This window comes from Pseudomonas sp. FP1154 (assembly GCF_030687245.1).
Lineage (GTDB): Bacteria > Pseudomonadota > Gammaproteobacteria > Pseudomonadales > Pseudomonadaceae > Aquipseudomonas > Aquipseudomonas rhizophila.
In genome coordinates this window covers 3,570,967-3,595,618 of the sequence record NZ_CP117465.1, presented here as the reverse complement: position 1 = coordinate 3,595,618, position 24,652 = coordinate 3,570,967, and the positions used below count along the sequence as shown (strand labels likewise).

Sequence of the window (24,652 nt, the reverse complement as noted above, 5' to 3'; positions counted from 1 at the left end):
ATTGGTCACTTTCTGTCAATGAACTCCTCATGGGTGGGTGCTCTCGCTGGTGGCTATAGTCGCAATAAGTGTTGAGAGAATTGTAATTTAGTCTCTGGCCGCAATAGTTGTGACCATTGACAGTAATGGTCACGCGCCAGAGAATGTGACACCTGTTTCTATTCTTCAAGTAGGGAATCTATGCGCCGGCTTCGACCTGTCACCCTTGCCGCTTGCTTGTTGCCTCTCGTCCTGACGGCGTGTGGCGACTCTTCCACCGTCCAAGATCCGCGCACGCTCGCTCCTTTGGTGAGGGTCTCTGAAGTTCAGGATTCGTCCGGCCTCTGGCGTTCATTCACCGGAGTCGTGGCGGCTCGCGTCCAGAGTGACTTGGGTTTCCGAGTGTCGGGCAAAGTGCTTGAGCGTCTGGTCGATACCGGGCAGACCGTCAAGCGTGGTCAGCCGCTCATGCGTCTGGATCCCATCGACTTAGGCTTGCAAGCACGAGCGCAGCAAGAAGCTGTCGCTGCCGCCAAAGCCCGAGCCAAACAGACCGCAGATGACGAGGCTCGTTATCGTGAGCTGGTGGCCGCGGGCGCCATTTCCGCATCGGGCTACGATCAGATCAAAGCCGCAGCCGATACCGCGAAAGCACAACTCAGCGCCGCGCAAGCTCAGGCTGACGTGGCCCGGAATGCGTCGGGCTATGCCGTACTGCTGGCAGACGCCGATGGCGTTGTCATGGAGACGCTCGCCGAACCCGGGCAGGTGGTCAGCCCTGGGCAGCCGGTGGTTCGACTGGCACGGGCCGGTCAGCGCGAAGCCATCGTGCAATTGCCAGAAACCTTGCGTCCGGCCGCAGGGTCCACCGCGCAGGCGACGCTTTACGGCAACACCTCGGCTGCTGTCACTGCCAAGCTGAGGCTGCTGTCGGATTCGGCTGACCCTGTGACACGCACCTTTGAGGCGCGGTATGTATTGGCGGGCGGGCTCGCCAATGCGCCGCTGGGTTCGACCGTCACCCTTCGGATCGCCGAAGACGCCGCGCAAGGGCCGGTCCTGCAAGTTCCGATCGCTGCCCTCTATGACCCGGGCAAGGGAACCGGTGTGTGGGTCATTGCCGGCGAACCGGCGAAAGTCAGCTGGCGGCCTGTTCAGGTCCTGGGCTTGAGTGACGACGCTGCCCGAGTTGCAGGTGAGCTCAAGGTTGGCGAGCGCATTGTCGCGCTGGGCGCGCATCTACTGCGCGATGGCGAGGAAGTGCGACTGAGCCCACAGGGTGACGTGAAGGTTGCCGGGGGCCGTCAATGAGTCTCAATTTATCGGCACTCGCCGTTCGCGAGCGCTCCATTACCGTGTTCCTGATCTTTCTGATTGCCGTCGCGGGTACCTTGGCGTTCTTCCAGTTGGGGCGTGCCGAGGACCCGCCGTTTACGGTCAAGCAGTTGACCGTCATCACTGCATGGCCGGGTGCGACTGCCCAGGAGATGCAGGACCAAGTCGCCGAGCCGCTGGAAAAGCGCCTGCAAGAACTGAAATGGTACGACCGCACGGAAACCTACACCCGTCCAGGTCTGGCTTTCACCATGGTCTCGCTGGTCGATCGCACGCCACCCTCGCAAGTGCAGGAGGAGTTCTATCAGGCGCGCAAGAAACTCGACGATGAGGCCACTCGGCTGCCGGCGGGCGTCATTGGGCCGATGGTCAATGACGAGTATTCGGACGTTACCTTCGCGCTGTTCGCCCTGAAGGCCAAAGGCGAACCGCAGCGCCTGCTGGTGCGAGATGCCGAAGCGTTGCGCCAGCGCCTGTTGCATGTGGCGGGCGTGAAGAAGGTCAACATCATCGGTGAGCAGCCCGAGCGAATCTTTGTGTCGTTCTCCCATGATCGACTGGCGACCTTAGGCGTCTCGCCCCAGGATATCTTCGCCGCGCTGAACAGCCAGAATCTGCTCACGCCTGCTGGCTCGATCGAAACCAAAGGGCCGCAAGTCGTCCTGCGGGTGGACGGTGCCTTCGATAAATTGGCGAAAATTCGCGATACACCGCTTGCGATCCAGGGGCGCACGCTGAAGCTCTCGGACGTCGCGACAGTCGAGCGCGGATATGAAGATCCGGCCACTTTCCTGGTTCGCAATAACGGCGAAGAGGCGCTGCTGCTGGGGATCATAATGCGCGAGGGCTGGAACGGCCTGGACCTGGGCAAGGCACTGGACGCCGAGACAACCAAGATCAATGAAGGCATGCCACTGGGCATGACGTTGACCAAGGTCACCGATCAAGCCGTGAACATCGACTCGGCCGTCGGTGAGTTCATGGTCAAGTTTTTTGTCGCGCTACTGGTTGTCATGCTCGTTTGCTTTCTCAGCATGGGCTGGCGTGTAGGCGTTGTGGTCGCAGCCGCCGTACCGTTGACGCTGGCGATAGTGTTTGTGGTGATGGCGGCCACCGGAAAGAACTTCGACCGGATTACCCTGGGTTCGCTGATCCTGGCGCTTGGGCTGTTGGTGGACGACGCGATCATCGCGATCGAAATGATGGTGGTAAAGATGGAGGAGGGCTACGACCGGATCAAAGCGTCCGCGTATGCCTGGAGCCACACCGCCGCGCCGATGCTGTCCGGTACCCTGGTGACGGCGATTGGCTTCATGCCCAACGGCTTTGCGCAATCGACCGCCGGCGAATACACCAGCAACATGTTCTGGATCGTCGGCATCGCCCTGATCGCCTCCTGGGTCGTCGCGGTGGCTTTTACCCCTTATCTTGGGGTGAAGCTATTGCCGGATATCAAGCCGGTCGAGGGCGGTCACGCGGCTATCTACAACACGCGTCATTACAATCGCTTTCGCCAGCTCCTGACCCGCGTCATCGCGCGCAAATGGTGGGTGGCCGGCACCGTGGTCGCGACATTTGTCGTGGCGATTCTCGGCATGGGCCTGGTCAAGAAGCAATTCTTCCCGACCTCAGACCGTCCCGAGGTGATGGTCGAGGTGCAGATGCCCTATGGAACCTCCATCGAGCAGACCAGCGCCGCCACGGCCAAGGTCGAGGCCTGGTTGCAAAAGCAGGATGAGGCGAAAATCGTCACCGCCTATATCGGTCAAGGTGCGCCACGCTTCTACCTGGCGATGGCGCCGGAACTCCCTGACCCGTCCTTCGCCAAGATTGTGGTGCTGACGAGCAGCCAGGAGGCCCGTGAAACCCTCAAGTTCCGTCTTCGCGAAGCGGTCGCCGAAGGGCTTGCCCCGCAGGCGCGGGTGCGAGTGACTCAACTGGTGTTTGGTCCGTATTCGCCATTCCCCGTGGCTTACCGGGTGATGGGCCCCGATCCGTCAACGTTGCGCGAGATCGCCGGTCGGGTACAGGACGTCATGCAAGCGAGCCCGATGATGCGGACCGTCAATACCGACTGGGGGCCACTGACGCCGACGCTGCATTTCAGCCTGGATCAAGATCGTTTGCAGGCGGTGGGCCTGACCTCGAATGCCGTCGCCCAGCAGTTGCAGTTCCTGCTCACGGGGGTGCCGATTACGGCGGTTCGCGAGGACATCCGTTCGGTGCAAGTAGTTGGTCGCGCTGCCGGCGATATTCGACTCGATCCCGCCAAGATCGAAGGTTTTACCCTGGTGGGCGCTGCGGGACAGCGTATTCCGCTGTCCCAGGTCGGCGAGGTGGATGTGCGCATGGAGGACCCAATCCTGCGGCGGCGTGATCGCACGCCGACCATTACCGTGCGCGGCGACATTGCCGAAGGCTTGCAGCCACCGGACGTCTCGAGCGCAATCCTCAAACAACTGCAGCCGATCATGGACACCCTTCCTGACGGGTACCGGATCGAGCAGGCGGGGGCCATCGAGGAGTCGGGCAAGGCCGGCCAGGCGATCGTGCCGCTGCTGCCGATCATGGTTGCCCTGACGCTGCTGATCATCATCCTCCAGGTACGCTCGATCTCGGCGATGGTCATGGTGTTCTTCACCGCGCCGCTGGGATTGATTGGCGTGGTGCCGACCTTGCTGATCTTCCAGCAGCCGTTTGGAATCAACGCCCTGGTCGGGCTGATCGCGCTCTCGGGCATTTTGATGCGCAATACGCTGATTTTGATTGGGCAAATCCACCACAACGCGCAAGAAGGGCTGGACCCGTTCCACGCGGTGATCGAGGCCACCGTGCAACGGGCCCGGCCGGTGCTGCTGACGGCGCTGGCGGCCATCCTGGCATTCATCCCCCTGACGCATTCTGTCTTCTGGGGGACGCTGGCCTACACGCTGATCGGAGGGACCTTCGTCGGCACCATCATGACGCTGGTGTTTCTGCCGGCGATGTATTCCATCTGGTTCAAGATCCATCCTGACAAACAGGTCCAAACTGAAACAGCGAGGCTGGCGTAAGTCAGCAGACGCATGCTGTTGTCAGTGGATGTCGACTGAGAAATGAAGAGGTTTTTATGATGACTGCCGAAGGTCAAAAGCGAATCGTCGTCACAGGCATGGGCATTGTCAGCCCCCTGGGTTGTGCAGTGGAAGCAGTCTGGCAGAGGTTGCTGGCGGGACGTTCCGGTATCCGTAACCTGTCTGGCGATATCACCGAGGGTACCGGCGTTGCGGTGGGCGGCCAGGTGCCGTCTCTGCAAGAGGATGCCGTTGCGGGGTATGACCCCGAGCGCTTCATCTCGGTCAAGGATCGCAAGAAGATGGACCGTTTCATCGAGTTCGCCCTGGTCGCTGCCGATGAAGCCCTGGCGCAGGCAGGCTGGCATCCGACGCAAGCCTCAGACCAGGAACGCACCGCGACGATCATTTCATCGGGCGTCGGTGGCTTTGGCGCAATTGCCGACGCTGTACGCACCACCGATGCGCGTGGGCCGCGCCGCTTGTCGCCATTCACCGCGCCGGCCTTTCTCGCCAACATGGCGGCCGGGCACGTTTCCATCCGGCATGCGCTCAAGGGGCCTCTCGGTGCGCCTGTAACGGCTTGTGCCGCCGGGGTGCAAGCCATTGGAGATGCGGCCAGGCTCATCAGAAGCGGTGAGGCGGATATCGCTATATGTGGCGGTACCGAAGCGGCGATAGACCGTGTGACCCTGGGCTGTTTTGCCGCCGCCCGCGCACTGTCCACGGGCTTTGCCGAGCACCCTCAGGAGGCCTCGCGTCCCTTTGATCGCGATCGTGACGGTTTCGTCATGGCCGAAGGGGCCGGGCTGCTGGTGATCGAGTCGCTGGAGCATGCCTTGGCTCGAGGTGCCAAGCCCCTGGCCGAACTGGTCGGCTATGGCACCAGCGCCGATGCCTATCACCTGACCGCAGGCCCGGAAGACGGCAGCGGCGCACGGCGCGCCATGCAGCAGGCTCTGCGCCAGGCGGGGGTCAGCCCTGCGGACGTGCAGCATATCAATGCCCACGCGACCTCCACACAGGTGGGCGATAACGGGGAGTTGGCAGCGATTCGCTCGGTGTTCGGGGCTGACTCTGGCGTGGCTATCACCTCGACCAAGTCCGCCACCGGGCACCTTCTGGGGGCGGCGGGGGGCATTGAAGCGATCTTCACCGTGCTCGCGCTGCGTGATCAGGTCGTACCGCCGACGCTGAACCTGCTTCATCCCGATGAAGCTGCAGAAGGGCTCGATCTGGTCGCCCTGAATGCCCGGAAGATGTCGATCACCCATGCGCTCTCAAATGGATTCGGGTTCGGCGGCGTTAACGCCAGCGTCCTGTTTCGTCGTTGGGGTGCTAAATAGAGACGACGAACTCACACCGGTTGCTTCACCTTCCGATGCACCCACCGTGCTTCGCTTTGCAGCTCCAGGACTTGCCAATGGAAGCGCTCAAGCGAAGCATTGTGGCCGACGCTGATCAGGATCGTTTCTGGCAGCGTCTCTTTGAGCAGTTGATAGCAGCGCGCCTCGTTGGTTGAATCCAGTGCCGAACTGCTCTCGTCGAGGAACAGCACCGTCGGGCGGGCCAGCAAGGCCCTGACGAACGCACAGCGTTGCTGTTCGCCGACGCTGAGGGTCTGCGCCCAGTCCCGCTCTTGCTCCAACAGATCGCTCAGGTGCTGCAGGCCAACTTGCTCCATGGCCTGGCGCAGCGCGGCATCTTCTTCGCGACGGGGTGGGTTGGGGTACCACAGCGCTTCACGCAGACTGCCCAACGGCAGGTAGGGTTTCTGCGCAAGCGTCAGGGCACGCTCCCGGTCATAACAGCTTGAGCCGCGAGCGTGATGCCAAAGCCCGGTAATCGTGCGGATCAGCGTTGATTTGCCGTAGCCGGACGGCGCGCGGATCATCAGGCTGTCACCGGGCTTGAGCGACAGATTGAAGTCTTTGAACAACGGCCGGCCGTTCGGCAGCCAGATGTCCAGGTCCTTGATATCGAGACCGTGGGCCTGTTGTTCGAGCCTGACCTGGGACTTGACCTCAACGTTATCCAGGCGCTCCTGGAAGCCGATCAAGCGGTCAATCACCGACTTCCATTCCGACAGCTCCGGGAACACGCTCACCAGGTAGGCGATGGCGGCGTGCACTTCGCCGAAGGCCGCGCTTATCTGTGTCAGGCGGCCGAGGGGAAAGGCGCCGGCAAAGAACTGTGGCGCCATGATGAACATCGGGATGACCGTCGCGCTGCGCAAGTAGAAGGTCGAGTAGCCCATGATCAGCTTCTGTTTTTTCACCAGCGCCCAGAAGTTTTCCAGCGCCGCCTCCAGGCGGTGGTTGAAGCGTTCGTTCTCTACGACTTCGCCGCGGTATTGCGCTACCGAGTCAGCGTTCTCCCGCAGGCGGATGAGCGAGAAACGAAAATCCGCTTCACGTCGCTGCTGCATGAAATTCAGGCTGGGCAGCGCGCGTCCCAGCCAGAAGGCCAGGCCGGTGCCCAGGAGCGCATACACCAGGGCGATCCACACCAGCAGTCCCGGAATGATGATGGACTGGTCGTTGAACGGCACGCTGACCAGGCTTGAGGCCTGCCAGAGGATATGCAGGAAGGAAAACAGCGACACCACCGAAGTCAACAGGCCCAGGCTCAATTTGAGCGACTTGACGATGAACAGGTCGATGTCTTCGGCGATCCGCTGATCGGGGTTGTCGACCTCGGTTTCTGTCAGCTTCAGCTTCTGGTAGCGCTGGCTGTCCAGCCATTGATCAAGCATGTTGCGGGTCGCCCAGCGCCGCCAGCGGATGGTCAGCTTCTGCTGGAAGTGGAACGCGCCCACGGTGAAGGCGGCCGTGCCGATCTGCAGCAGGATGAACTGCAGGCTGCCGATCAGGAAACCGTGGTAGTCCAGGGCCTGCAAGGCATTATAGAAATGCAGGTTCCAGAAGTTGGTGAGGATGTTGACCCCGACCAGGCACAGGGTCATCAGCACGGTGGCCAACAGCAGCAACAGGGCCGGGTACTTTTCCTCGGATGCCCAGAAAGGCCGCGCGAGACGCCAGAAATTGCGGAGTGTGTGCATGTGGTCTTGGTGAGCCTGGTCGCTAACGACGTTGAGTTTGCAGGGGAGGGAGGATAGGATCAGCCAATGCTAATCGTTTGCATTAATTAGGGAAAGCCACGGGAGCCCCGTTATCGAATTTCCAGAATGGCTTAACCAGGCCTGGCCGCCGATACAGCGGGTCATTCGGCAGGAACCTGGTGATCAGCCTGCCATCGCGTTGAGCCAGCTTGCCGACCCTGGCGTACTGCAACCCTTGCTGGCCCGGTTTGCCTTGCGTTACCCAGGGGTGAACCGCGCCGCCGTGGTTTCGCAGTGGTCGATGAACTACATGAGTATCGTCCTGCCGGCCACCCTGGCCTGTGTGCTGACGCGTCGCTGCGCGATCGAGTTCTGGGGCGAGGACGCATTGCTGTTGCACGACGACGGCCAACCTGCGGCGCTGGGCCTGGCCGCCGGACTGTCAGCCTTGGACGCGGACGGCCGTGCGGTGTACTGGTCGCGGTTGATCCACGAGCACCTGGCGCCGCTGTTCAGCACATTGGCCACCGCCGGTGGCCTGGCCCCGAAAATATTGTGGGGCAACTTCGTTGCTATCTGGGACGGTGCCTTTGCCAGGATGGACCCTGACCTGTCCAAAGACGGTTTTGCCGAGGCGCACCAGTGGCTGGAACAGGTCACGGTGAACAACGGACGCTTGAAGCTGCGAGGCCTGCAACGCATGGTCGAATCACCGGCGCCGCAGATTTGCCCGTGCTTGCCATTGCGCCGGCATTGTTGCCTGCATTACCAACTGCACGAGCCGGTCGAAGGCCAACCGCCGGTGCTCTGCGAATCCTGCCCCAAGCTGCACCGCCTGCCGCTGGCGGAGCAGGTGAGCTATTTGCATTACATCTATGAGTAGGGTTGGGCGCAGGTTTTGAACAGCATCAAGATCAAGATCAAAAGCGAGGCGGCCTGATAGCCGACCTGTTTCTGGCCGCTGTACTTCGATCTGACTGTGGGAGCCTGCTTGCGAAGGCGATGTCACAGTCGTTGAAGATGCTGAATGGTCCGACCTTTTCGCGAGCAAGCCCGCTCCCACAGGAGAAACGCGGACTCACTAAGAACCAGGTCGGCTATCAGGCCGCCTCGCGGTGGACGTTGATCTCGGCGCCCCGTTAACCACGCTGGCCGAACGCAGGTATTGTGGAGTGGGCATCCCGGCATGGATGCCGGGATAGCCGCGCTGGGCCATGGATGGCCCTTCGCGGCGGCCCACGGAGCAATGCCGGAGTGAGGGCACACCGAGCCTAAGCGAGGTGCCAAGAGGTGGGGCAAAAGCGCTTTGGTTACTTTCGCGCTTTTCGAAAGTGACCCGCCGTCAGGGCGGAACCCTAAGCAGCTGCTACCGCAGCAACGGATATGCACACTACCCGTCTGGAAAAAGGCGAGTAGATTTTTCAAAAAAACAAAAAAACGGCGCTTTTCATTTCTGAAACAAGCGCCGTTTTTCCTAAGTGAACAGCATTACCCACAGTGTTCAGGGTTCCTCAAGACAGCATTTGCGCCACGGACGGCGCGTCGGCCTCGACGGTGACTTCACTGAGCTTGCCATGTTCGATGCGGATTAGCCGGTCGGCCAGGCCGAAGTAGGCGTCGTCGTGGGAGATGACGATCAGTAGTTTGCCGCGTTCGCGCAGGTCCGGCAGGATCCGGGTGTAGAAGAAGTGCTTGAACACCGGGTCCTGGTCGGCCGCCCATTCGTCGAACAGGTAGCAGGGGCGATCATCCAGGTACGCACTGAGCAGCGCCAGGCGCTTGCGTTGCCCGGTGGACAACGCCAGCGTCGTCAGTTTGCCGTCCTCGATTTGCACCTTGTGGTCCAGCTGCAGGTGCACCAGGTAGTCCTGTGCCTGTTTCACCAGGTGCGGATCGTCGCCATCGAACAGGTTTTCGAACAGGCAGAAGTCGGTGAAGATCGCTGAGAAGTGCTGTCGGTAATGGTGATTGTCATTGCTCGAGGACACTTGTTCGTCGAGCATGACGTCGCCGCTTTCCGGCCGGTACAGCCCTGTCAGCAACAGCGCCAGGGTGGTCTTGCCGCTGCCGTTGCCGCCGGTGATGAACACCACTTCGCCGGCATTGAGGGTGAGGTCGATGGGCCCCAGGGTGAAATGACCGTCCTCGCGCTCGCGGTAGTAAGTGTGGGTGACCTGGCGGCACACCAGGCTGCGAACCTGGGTCGGCGAGATCGTCTCGACGGTTTCGTCGGCGGTTTGCATCTCGCCTTCCAGGGCGCGGATCTTGTTCAGGGCCACGCTGGCCCGACCGAGGGTCGGCAAGGCGTGCATCAGCTCCGACAACGGCGTGATCATGTAGAGGATCGCCAGGATATAGCCGGTGACCAGGCTCGCGCTCAGGTCGATGAAATGCGGCGCGGCGAACAGCACCACACCGATCAGCATGTAGAACACCGCATTGCCCCAGTTCAGGACCAGGGCGTAGATGCTCATGCCCCGTACAAAATCGCGGCGGTATTGCTGGCTCACCGGTATCAGCAGGCGGGTGAAGAAGTGCTGCCGGCGCGGATGGTTGAGTTGCAGTTCCTTGCTGCCATCGGTGAGCAGGCGGTACTGATTGAACAACTGGTCCTTGAGCTCGCGAGCACGGGAGATCGAGGTCAGCGCCCGACGTTGCGGCCAGTGAAAGCTCAGGCTGCCCAGGACGATCAGCAGCAGCGTCAGGCCGAGCAATGGCATGCTGAGCCAACCCAGGTAGCCGAGGCACGCGGCGATGATCCCGACGTTGACCAGCAGGATCGGCACCAACTCCACCGCCTGGCTGATGGTCTGCGTATCGTCGGTGAGCATCGCCAGCAGGCGATGCTTGCCCAGGCGCTGCAATTGCGCGTAGGGCGTGTCGATCAGCTTGGCGCTCAGGTGCAGGCGCATGTCGTTGACCGCAGCCTGGCCCAGTCGCAACAGGCTGATGTCGGAGATGATCCGCGACACCGCGACCAACACCACCAGGCCGGCGAAGAGCAGGCCATCCACCGGGCGCAGCTTGTCGAACACCTCCAGGCTGTGGTTGATGTTGGCGATCAGGCCGGCAGCCGCGAGGCCGCAGATCAACCCCGTCAGGGTCGCCACCAGCAGTGCGCGCCAGGAGCGTTTAGCCATGAGTAACAACAGATCCATTTCAAACCGCTCCGTGTGTAGCAATGGCCGTGAGACGCGCCGCCAATTGTTCGTGCAAGGCGCGTTGCTCAAGGATGGTCAGGTGTTGCGCCGTGATGACCTCGCGGGTCAACGGCCCGCTGCTCAGGTCTTCCCAATGCGGGTCGGCGAAGTCAGCCTGGGCCAGGGTGTCGCTGGCCCACCAGACATGCACCGGGCAGCTTAGCCGGGCAGGCTTGAAGGTCGCCAGCAGATGCTGCGTGTGCTGCTGGTAGCGCAGCCGCGTTTGCAAATGCTCCCAACTGTCGCCATCGAGTTGCAGGCCTTGCTGGCGTGCCCACTGCACCAGCTCTGGCAGGCGTGCCGCTGGGGGCAGGGCGTCCAGTTGCTCCAGCAATGCGGCCATGATCGGTGGTGGCAACCGGCGCATCACGCTCTGGCTGTCCGGTGTCAGCGCTTGGGAGGCTGACTCCAGCAGCGCCTCGACACTGTCTTCTGGCGCTTGATGCTGGTACTGCGAGTCGATGATACCGAGAAACGCCACTGCTTGGCCCTGGCTTTCCAGGCGCGCGGCCGCGGCAATCGCCAGCAGACCACCGAGGGAGAAGCCCAGCAGGTGGTACGGCCCCTGGGGTTGCTGTTGGCGCAGGTGCTCGACATAGAGCGCGGCGAGGCTCTCGATATCGCCGCCCAGCGTTGTGCTGTCGTCGCTCAGGTACGCCGCCTGCAAGCCCCACAGATGCCAGGCCGACAGCGGCGCCAGCAGCGTGCGGTAATCCCACGTGGCCGGTGGAGGGGTGGAAGCAGAACAGGTTGGCGGCTTCGACAGCGTTTGGCGCCGACAACCGCACCAGTGGCGAGAGTTTGAGCTCGGCCTGCACCAATGCTGCAAATGCCGAGACGCTCGGGGGCGTTGAACACCGCATTGACCGTCACCGGTGCCGACAGCGCGGTCTGCAGGCGACTGGCAAGCGTCACTGCCGCCAGGGAATGGCCGCCCAGCTCGAAGAAATCATCGTCGATGCCCACTCGCTCCAGGCCCAGCACCTGTGCCCAGACCTCGGCGAGCAGGGCTTCCAGCGGCGTGCGTGGCAAGGCACTGCCGACCGTGTCGAGGACTTTGTCAGCCCATTGCTGCAAGGTCTTGCGGTCGAGCTTGCCGTTGCCCATCAGGGGCAAGGCTTCGACGATCCGCAGGGTGGGCAGCATGTAGTCCGGCAAGCAATCCTGGGCCTGGCCATGCAGCCTGGCGACTGTGGTCGAATGCCCGGGCGCCAGGGTCATGAAGGCGAACAGTTGCTGGCCGAGCTCGCCGCGAGGGATGCATTCCACCGCGGCCTGGGCCACACCGGGAAGGCTGGTCAGCTGCGCCTGGATCTCGTCGAGTTCCACGCGGAACCCACGAATTTTCACCTGACGGTCGGCCCGCCCGGTGATCTCCATGCTGCCGTCATGGCGATAGCGGGCCATGTCGCCGGTGCGATAGAGGCGTTCGCCCGGCCGATGTGCCAGCTCGATAAAACGTTCGGCGCTTTGTTGCGTGTCCAGATACCCGCGGGCCAGTTGCGGGCCGGCGATATACAGCTCGGCGCTTTGCCCTGGGGCGGCCAACGCTTGCTGCTCGTCGAGCAGGTACAGGCGCATGCCGTCGAGGCGGTCGCTGAGGGGCAGGCGACGATAATCCACGCTCGGATCGGCTTTGTGCATCACCACCCCAACGGTGGTTTCGGTCGGGCCGTAATGGTTGAAGACCGTTAGCGCCGGAGCAAGGCTGCGAATGCTTTGCAGCAGGCGCCGCGAGCAGCTTTCGCCACCGAGGATCAATTGCTTGCGCGGCAACACGGCAGCGCTTTGGGCGTGAATCAACCAGGCGTCGAGCAACGACGGCACGATCTTCAGGTGATCAATCGGGTACTGCGCCTGCCAGGCTGCCCAGGCCTGGGCGTCCATGGCCGTTTCCTTGTCCAGCAGGTGCAATTCGCCGCCGCTGAGCAGGGCCGGGAACAGCAACGTGTAGCCCAGGTCGGCCGCCAGTGAGGTGACCACTGCACTGCGTTCGCCTGCGGCCAGTTGCAAGCGCCGGGATACGCTGGCGACATAACTGGCCAGCTGTTGGTGCTCGACGATGACGCCTTTGGGTGTACCGGTGCTGCCGGAAGTGAACAGCACGTAGGCCGCGTCCTGTCCTTGGATCTCGACGTTGGTTGCAGTCGTTGGCGCTTGCTGCCAGGCCGCTTCCTCGCGCAGGTCGAGGCTGCCGATGCCCGGCAACGCAGGGGCGCTGCCGGCCGAGCCGCTGAGTATGAAGGTCGGCTGGGCTTGTTGCAGGATCGCCAGCGAGCGTTGTGCCGGCTGATGCACATCCAGGGGAACGAACGCCGCGCCGCTCTTGAGCACGGCGAGCATGGCCAGGACCATCTGTGCCGAGCGATCCAGGTACAGCGCCACGCGATCTTCGCGACCCACGCCCTGGGCGCGCAGGAAATGCGCCAGTTGGTTACTGCGGGCCTGCAGTTGGGCATAGCTCAACTGCCCATTGGGGTCGCGCAGGGCCAAATATTCGGGAAACTGCGCGGCACATTCATCGAAACTCGCCGGCACGCTGGTAAACGGCAGTGCCGCAGCGTCGGATGGCGCCTGCAGGGCGGTCAGCGTTGCGGTAAAACTCGGCGCCTGCACTGACAGTTCGGCCAGGGGCTTGCCTGGGTTGGCCAGGGCATCGAGCAGCAGCGATTGGAGTTGCTCCAGCAGGACCAGGGCGGCCTGTTCGCTATAGCGGCCCGGCAGGTGGCAGAGGTTCAGGCGATAGCCGCCAGCGGTCGTTTCGGCCACCAACAGCAGCTCCATGCCCGCGGGGATGGCCTGTGCGTCCAGCACCGTGAGCGTCGACGCCATGCTGCCCAAGGTGTCGAGTCGATCGGGCAACTGCCCACCCCACTGGAAGCCGTACTGCAAAGTGTCGGCCGGCAGTGCAGCGCTGACGCCGCAGTATTCCTGCCATTCGGTGGCTTGCTCGTAGAGCACCTGCAGGTTCGCCAGCGCCTGGGCAAACTGGCTGTCCGCCGCCGCTTGCCAGCGCAGGGGCAGGGGCTTGGCGAACAATCCCCAGCAATCGGCGAGTTCTTCATAGTCGTCACGGCAATCGTGGACCCAGTTCAACGTCAGTGCCGGGCTGTCGCCGCTACTCAGGCGCTGCAACAGCACGCCCCAGGCCGTCATCAGCACTTGTTCGGGCGATGCGTCGTGACGCTGGCAAAAGCTGTCCAGGGCCATGCTCAACTGTGGGTTGGCGCTCAAGCGAGTGGTCACCGGGGCGTCGGAGCGGTCGCTGCGAACCTCACGGTAGAGCAACTCGCTGGCGGCCGCTTCGTCCAGGGCCTGGCTGGCCCAGAAACGCCGGCCAGGCTCGGCGTCTTCATCGGCCTGCAACTCGTAGAGCCAGGCGCTGTACTGGGTATAGGTCATCGCCTCGTCATCCACCGATGGCGCCTCTATCGAGCCCAATGCCTGCGCCAGGCGCAGCAAGGTCCCGCGATCCGCGCTCAGCGCCGGCAGTTGCAGCGTGACCCGCTGCCGATCGCCGTCGAGCGCTTGCACCTCGACGCTGATGGCGTCCGTGGCCATGACCGTGGATTCAACCACTTGCAAGGGCATCAGCAAGCCTTGCTCTGGCCGTACCCTCAGGCGCAGGGCCTCGTGACACACGCTCAGGGCGGCGAGTCGTTGGTGCAGACGCTCCAGGGCCAACGGGCCTTTTATTTCCAGTTCCAGGCGCGCCGCTGGCAACCCCGCCAACCACTGGCTGCGTTGTTGGGGCGAGAGGGCGAAGGCTTCTTCGCGAGTTTCAAAGGCGCTCATGCCTGCACCTCCGCAGCCAGCGGCGGCTGTGCTTCGGGCAGGCAACCGGTCAATTGTTCGCGACGCATCATCTGGCCCATGGCGACACAGATCTTGCGCTCACCCTCGAAGGGATCCCGGGCGTGGGCCACCAACATATTGTCCAGCATCACCATGTCACCCTTTTGCCAACTGAAACGTACCGCGCAGTCTTCATAAGCCTCGCCGATCACTTGCATCACCGCGTCTTCGATCACGCTGCCATCGCCGTAGTACACGTTGCGTGGCAAATGTCCGGGGCCGAACAGGCTGATCAGGTTGCTGCGCACTTCCGGCTCCAGGCAGGCGGTGTGGTGCAGTTGCACCTGGTTGAAGAACGACAGTTCCAAGGTCTCGGGATGCTCGACGATGGCCGGGCAGTGCTGGGCGATCCGCAGGTTGTCGGCTCCCAGCCATTCCCAGCGCATGCCCGACGCCAGGCATTGGCGCTCGACTTCCTCGCGCTGTTCGGTCTTGAAGAAGTCCTGCCAGCGCACATCCAGCTTGTCGGTGAAGTGCCGCACGTACAGCAGCCCCAGGGCCTTGAAGCGAGCGACGATGTCCTCGGGCAAGCGCGCCAGCACCTGCCGGCAATCGACGATGGGCGTGCAACCGCCCCGCGGCGCCGGCGTTTCGCAATAGAACCACTGCTTGCGTGGCCACTGCGGCAGATGGGAGCTCTCGTTGTGGAAGAGAATCATGTGCTGTTCCGGGTACGGCGTGGAGTGGTAGATGTTCTTGCCGGACTTGTTTTTCGGCAGGTCACCGTAGGTCCCGTAGAGGTCGGGTTCGATGGCCTGGGCGAACTGTTCGAAAGCGCTGGCATCCGGCAGGTTGAAACCCCGGAACAGCAGGCCGCCGTGGGTCAGCAGCTGTGCATTGATCCATTCCCGCGCTTGCAGCGCCCAGTGCACCGGGTCCAGGTCGCCGAGCAACGGCTCAATCACCAACGGCAAGGCTTGCCCGGCGCTGAGGGTGCGGGTACGGACCTGCTCATGGGCCACCTGGCTCACAGCGGTTGCACGGGTCTGCTTGAGCTTGCTCAATTTGGACTGCTTGCGCGCGCTGCGGGCCGTGGCTTCGTCGAGCGACGAATCCGCCAGGGACGCTGCGCTGGCGTTGCCACCCTCAAGGCGCCACGACCAATTGTCCAGCGCTTGTCCCGGAGGCGAGACGATCTGCTCCAACAGGCTCTCGAAGCCTTGTTCGAGGCGCTGGATGGTCGGCTCGTGCAACACGCTGGTGCGATACACCCAGCGCACGTTCAGGCCTTGATCTTCGTCCTCTTCGACAAACACGGCGAGGTCGAACTTGCTGTTTTCCTGGCGTGATACCAGGTGTTCCACCTCAAGGTCCGGCAGGCTGGCATTGCCGCTGGGGGTGTTCTGCATGACGAACAGCACCTGGACCAGGGGATTGATCCCTGGTGTACGCGGCGGTTGCAGCTCCTCGACCAGTTTGTCGAACGGCACCTGTTGGTGCTGGAACGCCGACAGGCAATCCTCGCGCAAGCGTTGCAGACGGGCGTCAAAGCTTTCGCCCTCGCTCAGGCGGGCACGAATCGGCAGCACGTTGACGAAGAACCCGATGAGATGTTCCAGGGCCGGATGTTCGCGGTTGGCCAGGTCGGTGCCGACGATAAAGTCGTTGGTTCCGGTGGCCCGTTGCAACAGGCTGTTGAAGGCATTGAGCAGGACCATGAACAGCGTCGCCCGCTGCTGTTGAGCATAGGCCTTGAGCACCTGGGCCTGGGCCGGTGTGAAGCGTTGCTCCAGGGCCGCCCCCTGATAGTCGGGACGCGCCGGGCGTGGCTGGTCAAGCGGCAGCGGGATCAGCGTTGGCGCGCCGTCGAGCTGGCGGCGCCAGTAGTCGATGGCCCGTGCCAGCAGGCGCTGTTGGGTTTCGCTGCGTTGCCAGTAGGCATAGTCGGCGAACTGGATCGGCAACACCGGCAGCACCGGTGTCGAACCGCTGGTACGAGCCTGGTACCCGACGATCAGCTCCTGCATGAGGATGCCCATGGACCACGCATCGGTGGCGATATGATGCAGCACCAGTTGCAGCACATGATCGTCGGTGCCCAGGCGCAGCAGGCTGGCGCGCAACATCGGCGCCTGTTGCAGATCGAACGGGCGTGCCGCCTGTTCATTGATCAGGCGTTGCAGGGTTTGCGCCTGTTCCTCGTGGTCGAGGTGACTCAGCTCGGTCGGCGTCAGGTCAACCCGCGGTGCCGGGCTGATGACCTGGCAAGGCTGGTCGCCGTGGAGATGGAACGCCGTGCGCAAGGACTCATGGCGTTCGAACACTGCCTGCAACGCCGCTTGCAGCGCTGCGACGTCCAGCGCACCACGCAGCCTGATGGCGGTGGTCATGTTGTAGGCGGCGCTGGGGCCTTCGAAGCGATCCAGGAACCACAACCGTTGCTGGCTGTAGGACAGCGGCAATGGCTGGTTGCGTGGCGCCAGGGCAATCTCGCTGTTGCCGTCGGCCTCGGTCTGGGCGTCGCGTTGCTGATCGACCGCTTCGGCCAATTGTTCCAGGGTGCCACGCTCGAACAGCGTGCGCAGCGGCAGGTTCACGTTCAACCGTCGGCGAATCCTCGACAACACCTGGGTGGCCAGCAGCGAGTGACCGCCGATGGCGAAGAAGTCGTCGTGCACACCGACGGTGTCCAGGCCGAGAATTTCCTGCCACAGCTCGGCCAGGACCTGCTCGGTCGGCGTGCGCGGTGCCAAACATTGCGCCTGCGCCGTTTCGTCCTGGGGCACACCCAGGGCGGCGAGGGCGCGACGGTCGACCTTGCCATTGGCGTTCAGCGGCAATTGCGCAAGGGCCAGCCAACGGGCTGGAACCATGTAGCTTGCCAGTTGCTGGCCCAGGTAAGCGCTCAAGACCTGTTGCGCGGACTCGCCGCCCAGGTTGGCCGTGTCGTCGAGCACATACCAGGCCACCAGTTGCAACGCCCCGCGCGCGTCGGGCAGTGCCAGCACCGCCGCGCTGTCCACCGCTGGGTGTTGCATCAGGCGGTTTTCGATCTCGCCCAGTTCGATGCGGTGGCCACGAATCTTCACTTGCTGGTCGCGCCGCCCGAGGTATTCGATCACGCCATCGGCGCGCATACGGCCGATATCACCGCTGCGATACAGCCGCGCATCGGCCTGGAACGGGTGCGGAACAAAGGCTTCGCGGGTGCGTTGCGGGTCGCGCAGGTAGCCGCGACCGACGCCGACACCACCAATGCACAATTCGCCGGGTACACCGACAGGGACCAGGCGCAGCGCCGAGTCGAGAACGAACACCTGGTTATTGGCGGTCGGCTTGCCGATGGGCATGTGCAGGCAGTCGTCGGCGGGCGCTTCGGTGATGGGGTAGAAGGCAACGTCGTCCGAGCATTCGGCGGGACCGTAGGCGTTCATCAACGGGATCGCCGGGAAGCGGGCGAACCAGTCCCGCGCCAGGGCCGGCGGCAATGCCTCACCGGTGGGCAGGAGCCAGCGCAGGCTCGCCAAGGTGTGGTGCGCCTGGCTTTCCTGGAGCATGCCGCGAATCAGCGCCGGCACGGTTTCCAGCAGTGTCAGTTGCTGCTCTTGAACCGCATCGAGCAGAGCCACAGGGTCGTGGGCCTGGGCATCGGGAAGGATGTGCACGGTGGCGCCGAACAGCGGCGCGGCGAGGAACTGCCACACGCTGATATCGAACGCCGCCGAAGCCGTCTGGGCAATCCGGTCGTGCTCACCCAGGCCCAGGCTCGGGACCTTGCCGAACATGTTGTTGAGCATCCCGCGTTGTTCAACCATCACGCCTTTTGGCGTGCCGGTGGAACCCGAGGTGAAGATCACGTAGGCCAGTTGATCCGGGTTGTGCGCATAGGTGACCGGCGGCTGTTCGCGGCCTTGCCAGAGCGCTTGGGCGATCAGGCAGGTGGGTTGCTGGCGCATCTGCGGCAGGACGTAGTCCAGCGTCGAGCTTGCGTGCTCGCAGACCAGCAACAGCGGTGCTTCGCCCAGGTCCAGCAGCTCCGCCAGACGAGCATGGGGCTGTTGGATGTCCAGGGCCTGGAACGCCGCGCCGACCTTGAGCGTGGCGATCATCATCGTCAGCAAGGCCAGGCCTCGCTCAGCGAACAGCGCCACCAGGGTTTCCGGGCCGGCACCGGCCGCTTGCAGCGCATGGGCGATGCTGTTGGCGCGGTGGTCCAGTTCGGCGTAGGTCAGCGATTGCCCCTGGCATACGGCAGCGAGGTGTTGCGCACGGTTGCGAACTTGTTCGGCGAACAGCGCCGCATAGCCGCGCTCCAGCGGGAAGTCGACGTCGCTGCGGTTGCAGTCGATCTGCAACTGCCGGCGTTCCGCCTCGGGCAGCATGTGCAGGCTGCCCAGTGGCGCTTGCGGCGTCTCCAGCATGCCCGAAAGCAGCTGCACCAGATGGCCGAGCATGCGCTGCACGGTGTCAGTGCTGAAACGCATGCTGTCGTAGGACAGGCGAATGCCCAGGCGGTCGCCGGGGTACAGCACCACCGTCATCGGGAAGTTGGTGTGCACCCGGTCTTCATAGATGTCGATGCTGAAGGCATCCAGTTTCACGCTGCTGATATCCAGCGGCGCGTTCTCGAACACCACCAGGCTGTCGAACAACTGCTGGCCGCGCGGCACTTGGCTGCAACGCTGGATGTCCACCAGCGAAGCGCTTTCGTGTTCGCGCAATTGCGCGTTGTGGGACAGCAGCGCCTGCAACCAGTCGGCCACTGGCACCTCGGGATCGACATCGATGCGCAGAGGCAAGCTGTTGATGAACAGCCCGACCATTTCTTCTACGCCGGCAAGGTCAGTCGGGCGGCCGGCGACGGTCACGCCGAACAGCACATCGCGGTTGCCGCTGTAGCGCGACAGCAACAGCGCCCAGGCGCCCTGGATCCAGGTGTTGGGGGTCAGTTGGTATTGCTGGCACAGCTGCTGCAGCCGCTGGGTCTGGGCGATGCTCAGGGTCTGGTCGAAATCGCCAACCTGTTCCGGTGCCTGCTCCGGACGCGCCACGGGGCTGTCCACATGCAGCGGTGTCGGTTCGCTGAAACCGGCCATTTCGGCCTGCCAGAACGCATGGGCGGCGGCCATGTCATGGCGTTCCAGCCAGCTCATGTAGCCGCGGAAGGAGCGCAGGCGTGGACGGGCCACCGGCTCCTGGCGCACGATGGCCTGATAGATCGCCAGCAGGTCTTCCATCAGCAGGCCGAAGCACCAGGCGTCGGTCAGGATGTGGTGGAAACTGCGCACCACGGCGAAGCGTCGCTCATCGAGTTGGAACACCCGCAGGTGGGTCAGCGGCGCACAGGCCATGTCGAAACCTTGCAGGCGCTGTGCTTCGAGGGCCTGGTCCATCGCCAGGCGCTGCTGTTCTTCATCGAGGTGGCGCAGGTCCTGCCAGTCGAACGCCCGATGAGTTTGGCGGTATACGCATTGCAGCGGCTCATGATCGTCCTGCCACCAGAAGGCAGTGCGCATCATGGGGTGGCGCTCAAGGAACAACTGCCAGGCCGCTTCCATCGCCGGGCGCTGCAGTACCCCGTCCCAGCTGTAGCGTTGCTGCATCAGGTAGATGCCGCTGTGGGGTTGCAGCAGGGTGTGCAACAGCATGCCCTGTTGCATGGACGACAGCGGGTAGACGTCTTCGATGTTCGCCCAGTCCAGCGGTTCGGATGCCAGGGTTTTCGCTTGCTTGTGGCACAGCGCAAATGCCTGGCTGGCGGGGCGCAGGTCGGCTGCGCTGGCCAATCCGGCGAGTTCGTTCAAGCGTTGTGCAAGGCGCGGTGCCCAGTCGGCGGCGAGGGCGCCGTGGCTGCGCAGGTGCAGGCAATCGTCCTGCCACCAGGCGTCCAGGGTCAGCGGGCAAGGCGAAGCTGTCGCGGGGCTTGCGGCTTCGACCTGGGCCAGGATGCCACGCTCTTCGCGATGGCTGTCGAGGTTGCCCAGCCAGCGAATGGCCACCGATGCCGCCGGCAGATCACGCAGCGGTTCTTGCAGGTAGGTGTTGTCCGACAGGAAACGCAGGGCGCCATAGTCGACGCCGTGCTGCGGGTAGGCGCGCATTTGCGCGGTCAGGGCCTGCAAGCGTTGCAGCAGGCTGTCGCCTTCGGGCTGGAGGAAGTACGGCACCGCCAGGGCCAATGGTCCCATGATGCGTGCCGGGTCGAGGTCGGCCACGGCAATCGGCGCATTTACCGGCAGACGCTCGGCGCTTGGACGGGCATCGTGCACGCTCAGCGCAACCAGGCCATTGCCGCACAGTTCACGGCACTGTTCGACCACGGCAGCGGCCAACAGGCTGTTCCAGTCCAGTTGCAGCACTTCGCCCAAACGCTTGAGCTCACCTGAGGTGGCGGCCGGCAGGGTCTGCTCGACCACGCTGGCCGGCTGCTGGCTGTCCGGCAGTTGCAGCGTTTCCGTGCCGGCGTATTGCAGCCAGTGTTCCCAGGCGTCGTCCAGGGCATCGCCCTGTGCATGGGCCTGCTGGTGCCGCGTCCACTGGGTGAAATCGCCACCGGTGTAGGACAGGCGCACCGGCCGCTGATAGCGCAGTTGCGCCAAGGCCAGGTTGAGGTCGGTCAGCAGCAGCGCCCAGGATGCCTCGTCCAGACACAGCGGATGAGCGGCCAGCAGCAGGGCGTGTTTGCCGTCCACCTCCAGCAGGCGGGCATGCAGGGTTTGGCCGGCGTCCAGTGCCAGCGCGTCGACACCGGCCTGGGCCAGGGCTTGCAGTTGCGCCGGGGCGCAGGTCTCCAGTTTCTCGGTGGCGATGACCGGGGCCTTGGCCGCGACCAGTACCCGTTGCTGCCACTGGCCCTCCGGCAGGGCCTTGAGCGCCAGGCGCAAGGCCTGGTGGTGTTGCTGCAAGGCGATGATGGCCTGGGTCAGCAGCTCGCTATCGAGCGCCTGGCTCAGCACCACGCAACGCCAGGTGGCGTGCAACGGCCCTTGTTGCAGGCGCGCCAGTTGCCCGGCGGCCAGCGGCAGGTCATAGCCATCGGCAATCTCGTGTGCCACGCCATGGCTGGCATCGGCGCCCAGCACCCGGGCGATATCGGCGATGGTGCGATTCTCGAAGAGCTGGCGGGGCGTGAGTTTCAGCCCTTGCTGGTTGGCGCGGGCGATGATCTGCAAGTTGATGATCGAATCGCCGCCCAGGGCGAAGAAGTTGTCGTGCACGCCGACACGTTCCAGCTTCAGGACTTCCTGCCAGATGGCGGCCAACTGCGCTTCGACTTCATTGCGCGGCGCGACATGGGTGGCGCTGTCGTCCGTGGGTTTTTGCGGGAGCGGCAAGCGCTGGACATCGACCTTGCCGTTGCGGGTCAGGGGCAGTTCGTCGAGGGTGATGAAGTGCGCCGGCACCATGTAGTCCGGCACCCGCGCACCCAGGTCGTTACGCAGTTTCGTGGCGGACAGCGACTGGCTGGCGACCAGGTAGGCCACCAGGCGCAAACTGCCGTCCAGTTCCACGGCACGGACCAGCGCCTGTTCGATCAGCGGCGACAGGCGCTTGAGCTGCGCTTCGACTTCGCCCAGCTCCAGGCGGTTGCCGCGGATCTTGACCTGACTGTCGACCCGACCGAGGAACGCCAGTTGGCCGTCCACTTGCCAGCGCACGCGGTCGCCAGTGCGATACCAGCGTTGCTGATCGGCGTCGAGATGGAAGCGTTCGGCGGTCAGGTCCGGGCGGTGCAGGTAACCCCGGGCCAGGGCGCCGTTGATCAGCAGTTCGCCGGATACCCCGGTGGGCACCAGGCGGCCGTTGGCATCGACCACTTGCAGTTGACGGTTCGGCAGTGGCCGGCCGAGGGCGATGCTGCGCAGGCCCGCCGGCAACTCGGTGGCAATCGCCCCGACTGTCGCTTCGCTCGGCCCATAGTGGTTGAACACCCTGAGCCCTGGCGCCAGGCGGTTGACCTGTTCCAGCAGCGCCGGGCTGAGGGCGTCGCCGCCGAAGACCAGCAGGGCGCGGGGCAGCAGGCGGGCATCGGGCAACGCCTGCAACAGGCCGGCCAGATGACTGGGGGTGATCTTCAGCACATCCACCGGGTGTTGATCGAAGAGTTCGGCCAGTGCCAGGGGGCTGAAACCGCTGTCTTCATCCACCAGCAACAAGCTGGCGCCGCTGCACAGGGCGCCGAACAGTTGGGTGTGGCCCAGGTCGGCGGCGATGCTGGACAGCAAGCCGTAGCGAGCCGCCGGTGGCGGGTTGAGCACTGCGTGCACCGCCGTCAGGTAATCGACGATGGACTGGTGCTCGACCACCACGCCCTTGGGGGTGCCGGTGGAGCCCGAGGTGTAGATCACGTAGGCAGCATCGGTCGGGCTGTGGACCACGACCGGTGGCGTGTCTGGCTGGGAGGCGATGGCGTCGGTCTGTTCCGCCAACCACAGCGTGGGCGTGTGCTCGGCCAGGTCTTTGAGCAGGGGTGAAGCGGCGGCACCGATCAGCAGTGCGGCGCGGCTGTCCACCAGCACGTCGGCCAGGCGCCCGGCAGGCTGCTTGAGGTCCAGCGGCAGATAGGCGGCGCCGGCCTTGAGGGTGGCCAGCAGGGCGATCACGAACTCGGCGCTGCGTTCCAGGGCCAGTGCCACCACGCTGTCGTGGCCGATGCCCTGGGCACGCAAGTACTGGCTGAGGCGGTTGGCCTGCTGATCCAGTTCACGGTAAGTCAGTGCGCTCTGGCGGTCGCGCACCGCCAGCTGTTGCGGGTGGGCGGCCACCTGTTGTTCGAAGCGCTGGTGCAGGCACGTAGCGGCTACCGGCAGTTGCACGCCGCGACCCTGCACGAGCAATTGTTGGCGTTCTTCAGGGCTCAGCCATTCAAGCTCGCTGACCCGGCACTGCGCGTGCGCCGTCATCGCCAACAGGATCGCGCGCAATTGGGCCGACAACACCGCGACCTCGGCATCGCTGAAGCGACTGCGGTCGTAGCTGATCAGGTAGTGCAGTTGTTTGTCCGGCACCACGATCAGCGACAACGGGAAGTGGTTGCGGCCTTGGGTGAGGGTAATGCCATCGGCCTGCTGGTCGCTGCTCGGGGCACTGAAACTCAAGCCACCGGTGTCCTGGTTGAGTGCGTCGGTGACCGGGAAGTTCTCGAACACCAGGATCGAGTCGAACAGCGCCTGTTCAGCGGCGATGCGCGTCATCGACTTGAGTTTGCCCAGGGGCAGGTAGGCGTGGTGGCGCAGATCGCTGTTGGCTTGCTGCAAGTGTTGCAGCCAGTCCACCAGGGTCGGCTCGTCGGCCCATTGCACGCGCAGCGGCAAGGTATTGATGAACAGCCCGACGGTGCTGTCCACCGCCGCCAGGTTCTCCGGACGCCCGGCGACGGTGACGCCGTAGACCACGTCGTCACGCCCGGCGTGTTGGCCCAGCAGCAGTGCCCAGGCGCCCTGGATCAGCGTGTTGATGGTCAGGTCATGCTGACGGGCGAAGTGCGCCAGTTGCTCGGTTTCGCTGGCGGCCAGCAGGCTTTCCCGTTCGGCGAACGGTGCCCCCGCAGGCGCTGGCTGGCGTACGGCGAAGCTGGGCAGTGGGGTCGGCTCGCTCACGTCCTGCAACTGTTCGCGCCAGAAGCTTTCGGTGGCGGCCATGTCCTGTTCCGCCAGCCAGGCGATGTAGTCTCGATAAGGGCGGGTCGGCGCCAAGTGGGCGGGGCGGCCATGGGCTTGTTCGTAGTACAGCGCCAGCCATTCCTGCACGGCGATGCCGACGCTCCAGCCGTCCATAAGGATGTGATGGAAGGTCCAGATCAGGTGCCAGCGCTCGGGGGCCAGGCGCACCAGGCACACGCGCATCAGCGGTGAGTCATTCAGCTCCAGGGGTTGCGCCCGCTGTTCCAGTGCCAACTGTTCCAGCGCGGCCTGCGGCTCGGCGCGGTCCTGCCAGTCCAGTTCAGTCAAGGGCAACTCAACGTCCTGTTGCACCACCTGATAGGCATCGTCCAGTTCTTCCCAGAGAAACGCACTGCGCAGCACCGCGTGACGCTGCATCAGCGCCTGCCAGGCACCACGAAAAGCGCTCAATTGCAGCGGGCCGTTCATGTCCAGGCTCAACTGCTGGTAATACACCCGCGAATCCGGTTCGTAGACGCTGTGGAACAACAGGCCGTGCTGGGTCGGCGAAAGGGAGTAGATGTCTTCGATGTTGTTCATGCTTGTTTGGTCCATTTCAAAGTCTTG

At 63.7% G+C, this 24,652-nt stretch carries 9 protein-coding genes; 4 read left to right on the top strand and 5 right to left on the bottom strand.

All coding sequences use genetic code 11. From position 1 onward, the window contains the following. The first annotated feature begins 180 nt into the window (after positions 1–180). From PSH91_RS16050 to fabF, 3 genes are read left to right on the top strand one after another with little or no spacing between them, the layout of a single operon-like run. Positions 181–1,290: an efflux RND transporter periplasmic adaptor subunit gene (locus PSH91_RS16050; protein ID WP_305466166.1), complete on the top strand. Its 1,110-nt coding sequence runs from the start codon at positions 181–183 to the stop codon at positions 1,288–1,290. Further along, positions 1,287–4,367: an efflux RND transporter permease subunit gene (locus tag PSH91_RS16045; protein WP_305466165.1), complete on the top strand. Its 3,081-nt coding sequence runs from the start codon at positions 1,287–1,289 to the stop codon at positions 4,365–4,367. Before PSH91_RS16050 ends, PSH91_RS16045 begins: the two co-directional genes overlap by 4 nt. A 56-nt stretch (positions 4,368–4,423) precedes the next feature. Next, the gene (gene fabF / locus PSH91_RS16040; RefSeq protein WP_305466163.1) at positions 4,424–5,713 is read left to right on the top strand and encodes a beta-ketoacyl-ACP synthase II; all 1,290 of its coding nucleotides are present in this window, start codon (positions 4,424–4,426) and stop codon (positions 5,711–5,713) included. 11 nt (positions 5,714–5,724) lie between these two features. On the opposite strand, the gene PSH91_RS16035 is transcribed toward fabF, so the two are convergent. Further along, the gene (locus PSH91_RS16035; RefSeq protein ID WP_107322730.1) at positions 5,725–7,428 is read right to left on the bottom strand and encodes an ABC transporter ATP-binding protein/permease; all 1,704 of its coding nucleotides are present in this window, start codon (positions 7,426–7,428) and stop codon (positions 5,725–5,727) included. 199 nt (positions 7,429–7,627) lie between these two features. On the opposite strand from PSH91_RS16035, the gene fhuF reads away from it, so the two are divergent. Beyond that, complete coding sequence (fhuF, locus tag PSH91_RS16030; RefSeq protein WP_080962943.1) at positions 7,628–8,311, top strand: siderophore-iron reductase FhuF; 684 nt, start codon at positions 7,628–7,630, stop codon at positions 8,309–8,311. A 628-nt stretch (positions 8,312–8,939) separates the two neighbouring features. Here the strand turns inward: fhuF and PSH91_RS16025 are convergent. From PSH91_RS16025 to PSH91_RS16010, 4 genes are read right to left on the bottom strand one after another with little or no spacing between them, the layout of a single operon-like run. Next, complete coding sequence (locus PSH91_RS16025; RefSeq protein ID WP_305466162.1) at positions 8,940–10,586, bottom strand: cyclic peptide export ABC transporter; 1,647 nt, start codon at positions 10,584–10,586, stop codon at positions 8,940–8,942. 1 nt (position 10,587) lies between these two features. After that, positions 10,588–11,295: an alpha/beta fold hydrolase gene (locus tag PSH91_RS16020; protein ID WP_305466161.1), complete on the bottom strand. Its 708-nt coding sequence runs from the start codon at positions 11,293–11,295 to the stop codon at positions 10,588–10,590. Next, on the bottom strand, positions 11,277–14,423 hold the full coding sequence (locus tag PSH91_RS16015) for an amino acid adenylation domain-containing protein (RefSeq protein ID WP_305466160.1): 3,147 nt from the start codon (positions 14,421–14,423) through the stop codon (positions 11,277–11,279). The genes PSH91_RS16020 and PSH91_RS16015 overlap by 19 nt, the downstream gene beginning before the upstream one ends. After that, the gene (locus tag PSH91_RS16010) at positions 14,420–24,625 is read right to left on the bottom strand and encodes a non-ribosomal peptide synthetase (RefSeq protein ID WP_305466159.1); all 10,206 of its coding nucleotides are present in this window, start codon (positions 24,623–24,625) and stop codon (positions 14,420–14,422) included. The genes PSH91_RS16015 and PSH91_RS16010 overlap by 4 nt, the downstream gene beginning before the upstream one ends. Between the last annotated feature and the right edge of the window lie 27 nt (positions 24,626–24,652).

Coding starts and splice junctions, on each gene's coding strand:
- PSH91_RS16025 (WP_305466162.1), bottom strand. CDS start 10,586: ATGGATCTGTTGTTACTCATGGCTAAACGCTCCTGGCGCGCACTGCTG.
- PSH91_RS16010 (WP_305466159.1), bottom strand. CDS start 24,625: ATGAACAACATCGAAGACATCTACTCCCTTTCGCCGACCCAGCACGGC.
- PSH91_RS16015 (WP_305466160.1), bottom strand. CDS start 14,423: ATGAGCGCCTTTGAAACTCGCGAAGAAGCCTTCGCCCTCTCGCCCCAA.
- fabF (WP_305466163.1), top strand. CDS start 4,424: ATGATGACTGCCGAAGGTCAAAAGCGAATCGTCGTCACAGGCATGGGC.
- PSH91_RS16045 (WP_305466165.1), top strand. CDS start 1,287: ATGAGTCTCAATTTATCGGCACTCGCCGTTCGCGAGCGCTCCATTACC.
- PSH91_RS16050 (WP_305466166.1), top strand. CDS start 181: ATGCGCCGGCTTCGACCTGTCACCCTTGCCGCTTGCTTGTTGCCTCTC.
- PSH91_RS16035 (WP_107322730.1), bottom strand. CDS start 7,428: ATGCACACACTCCGCAATTTCTGGCGTCTCGCGCGGCCTTTCTGGGCA.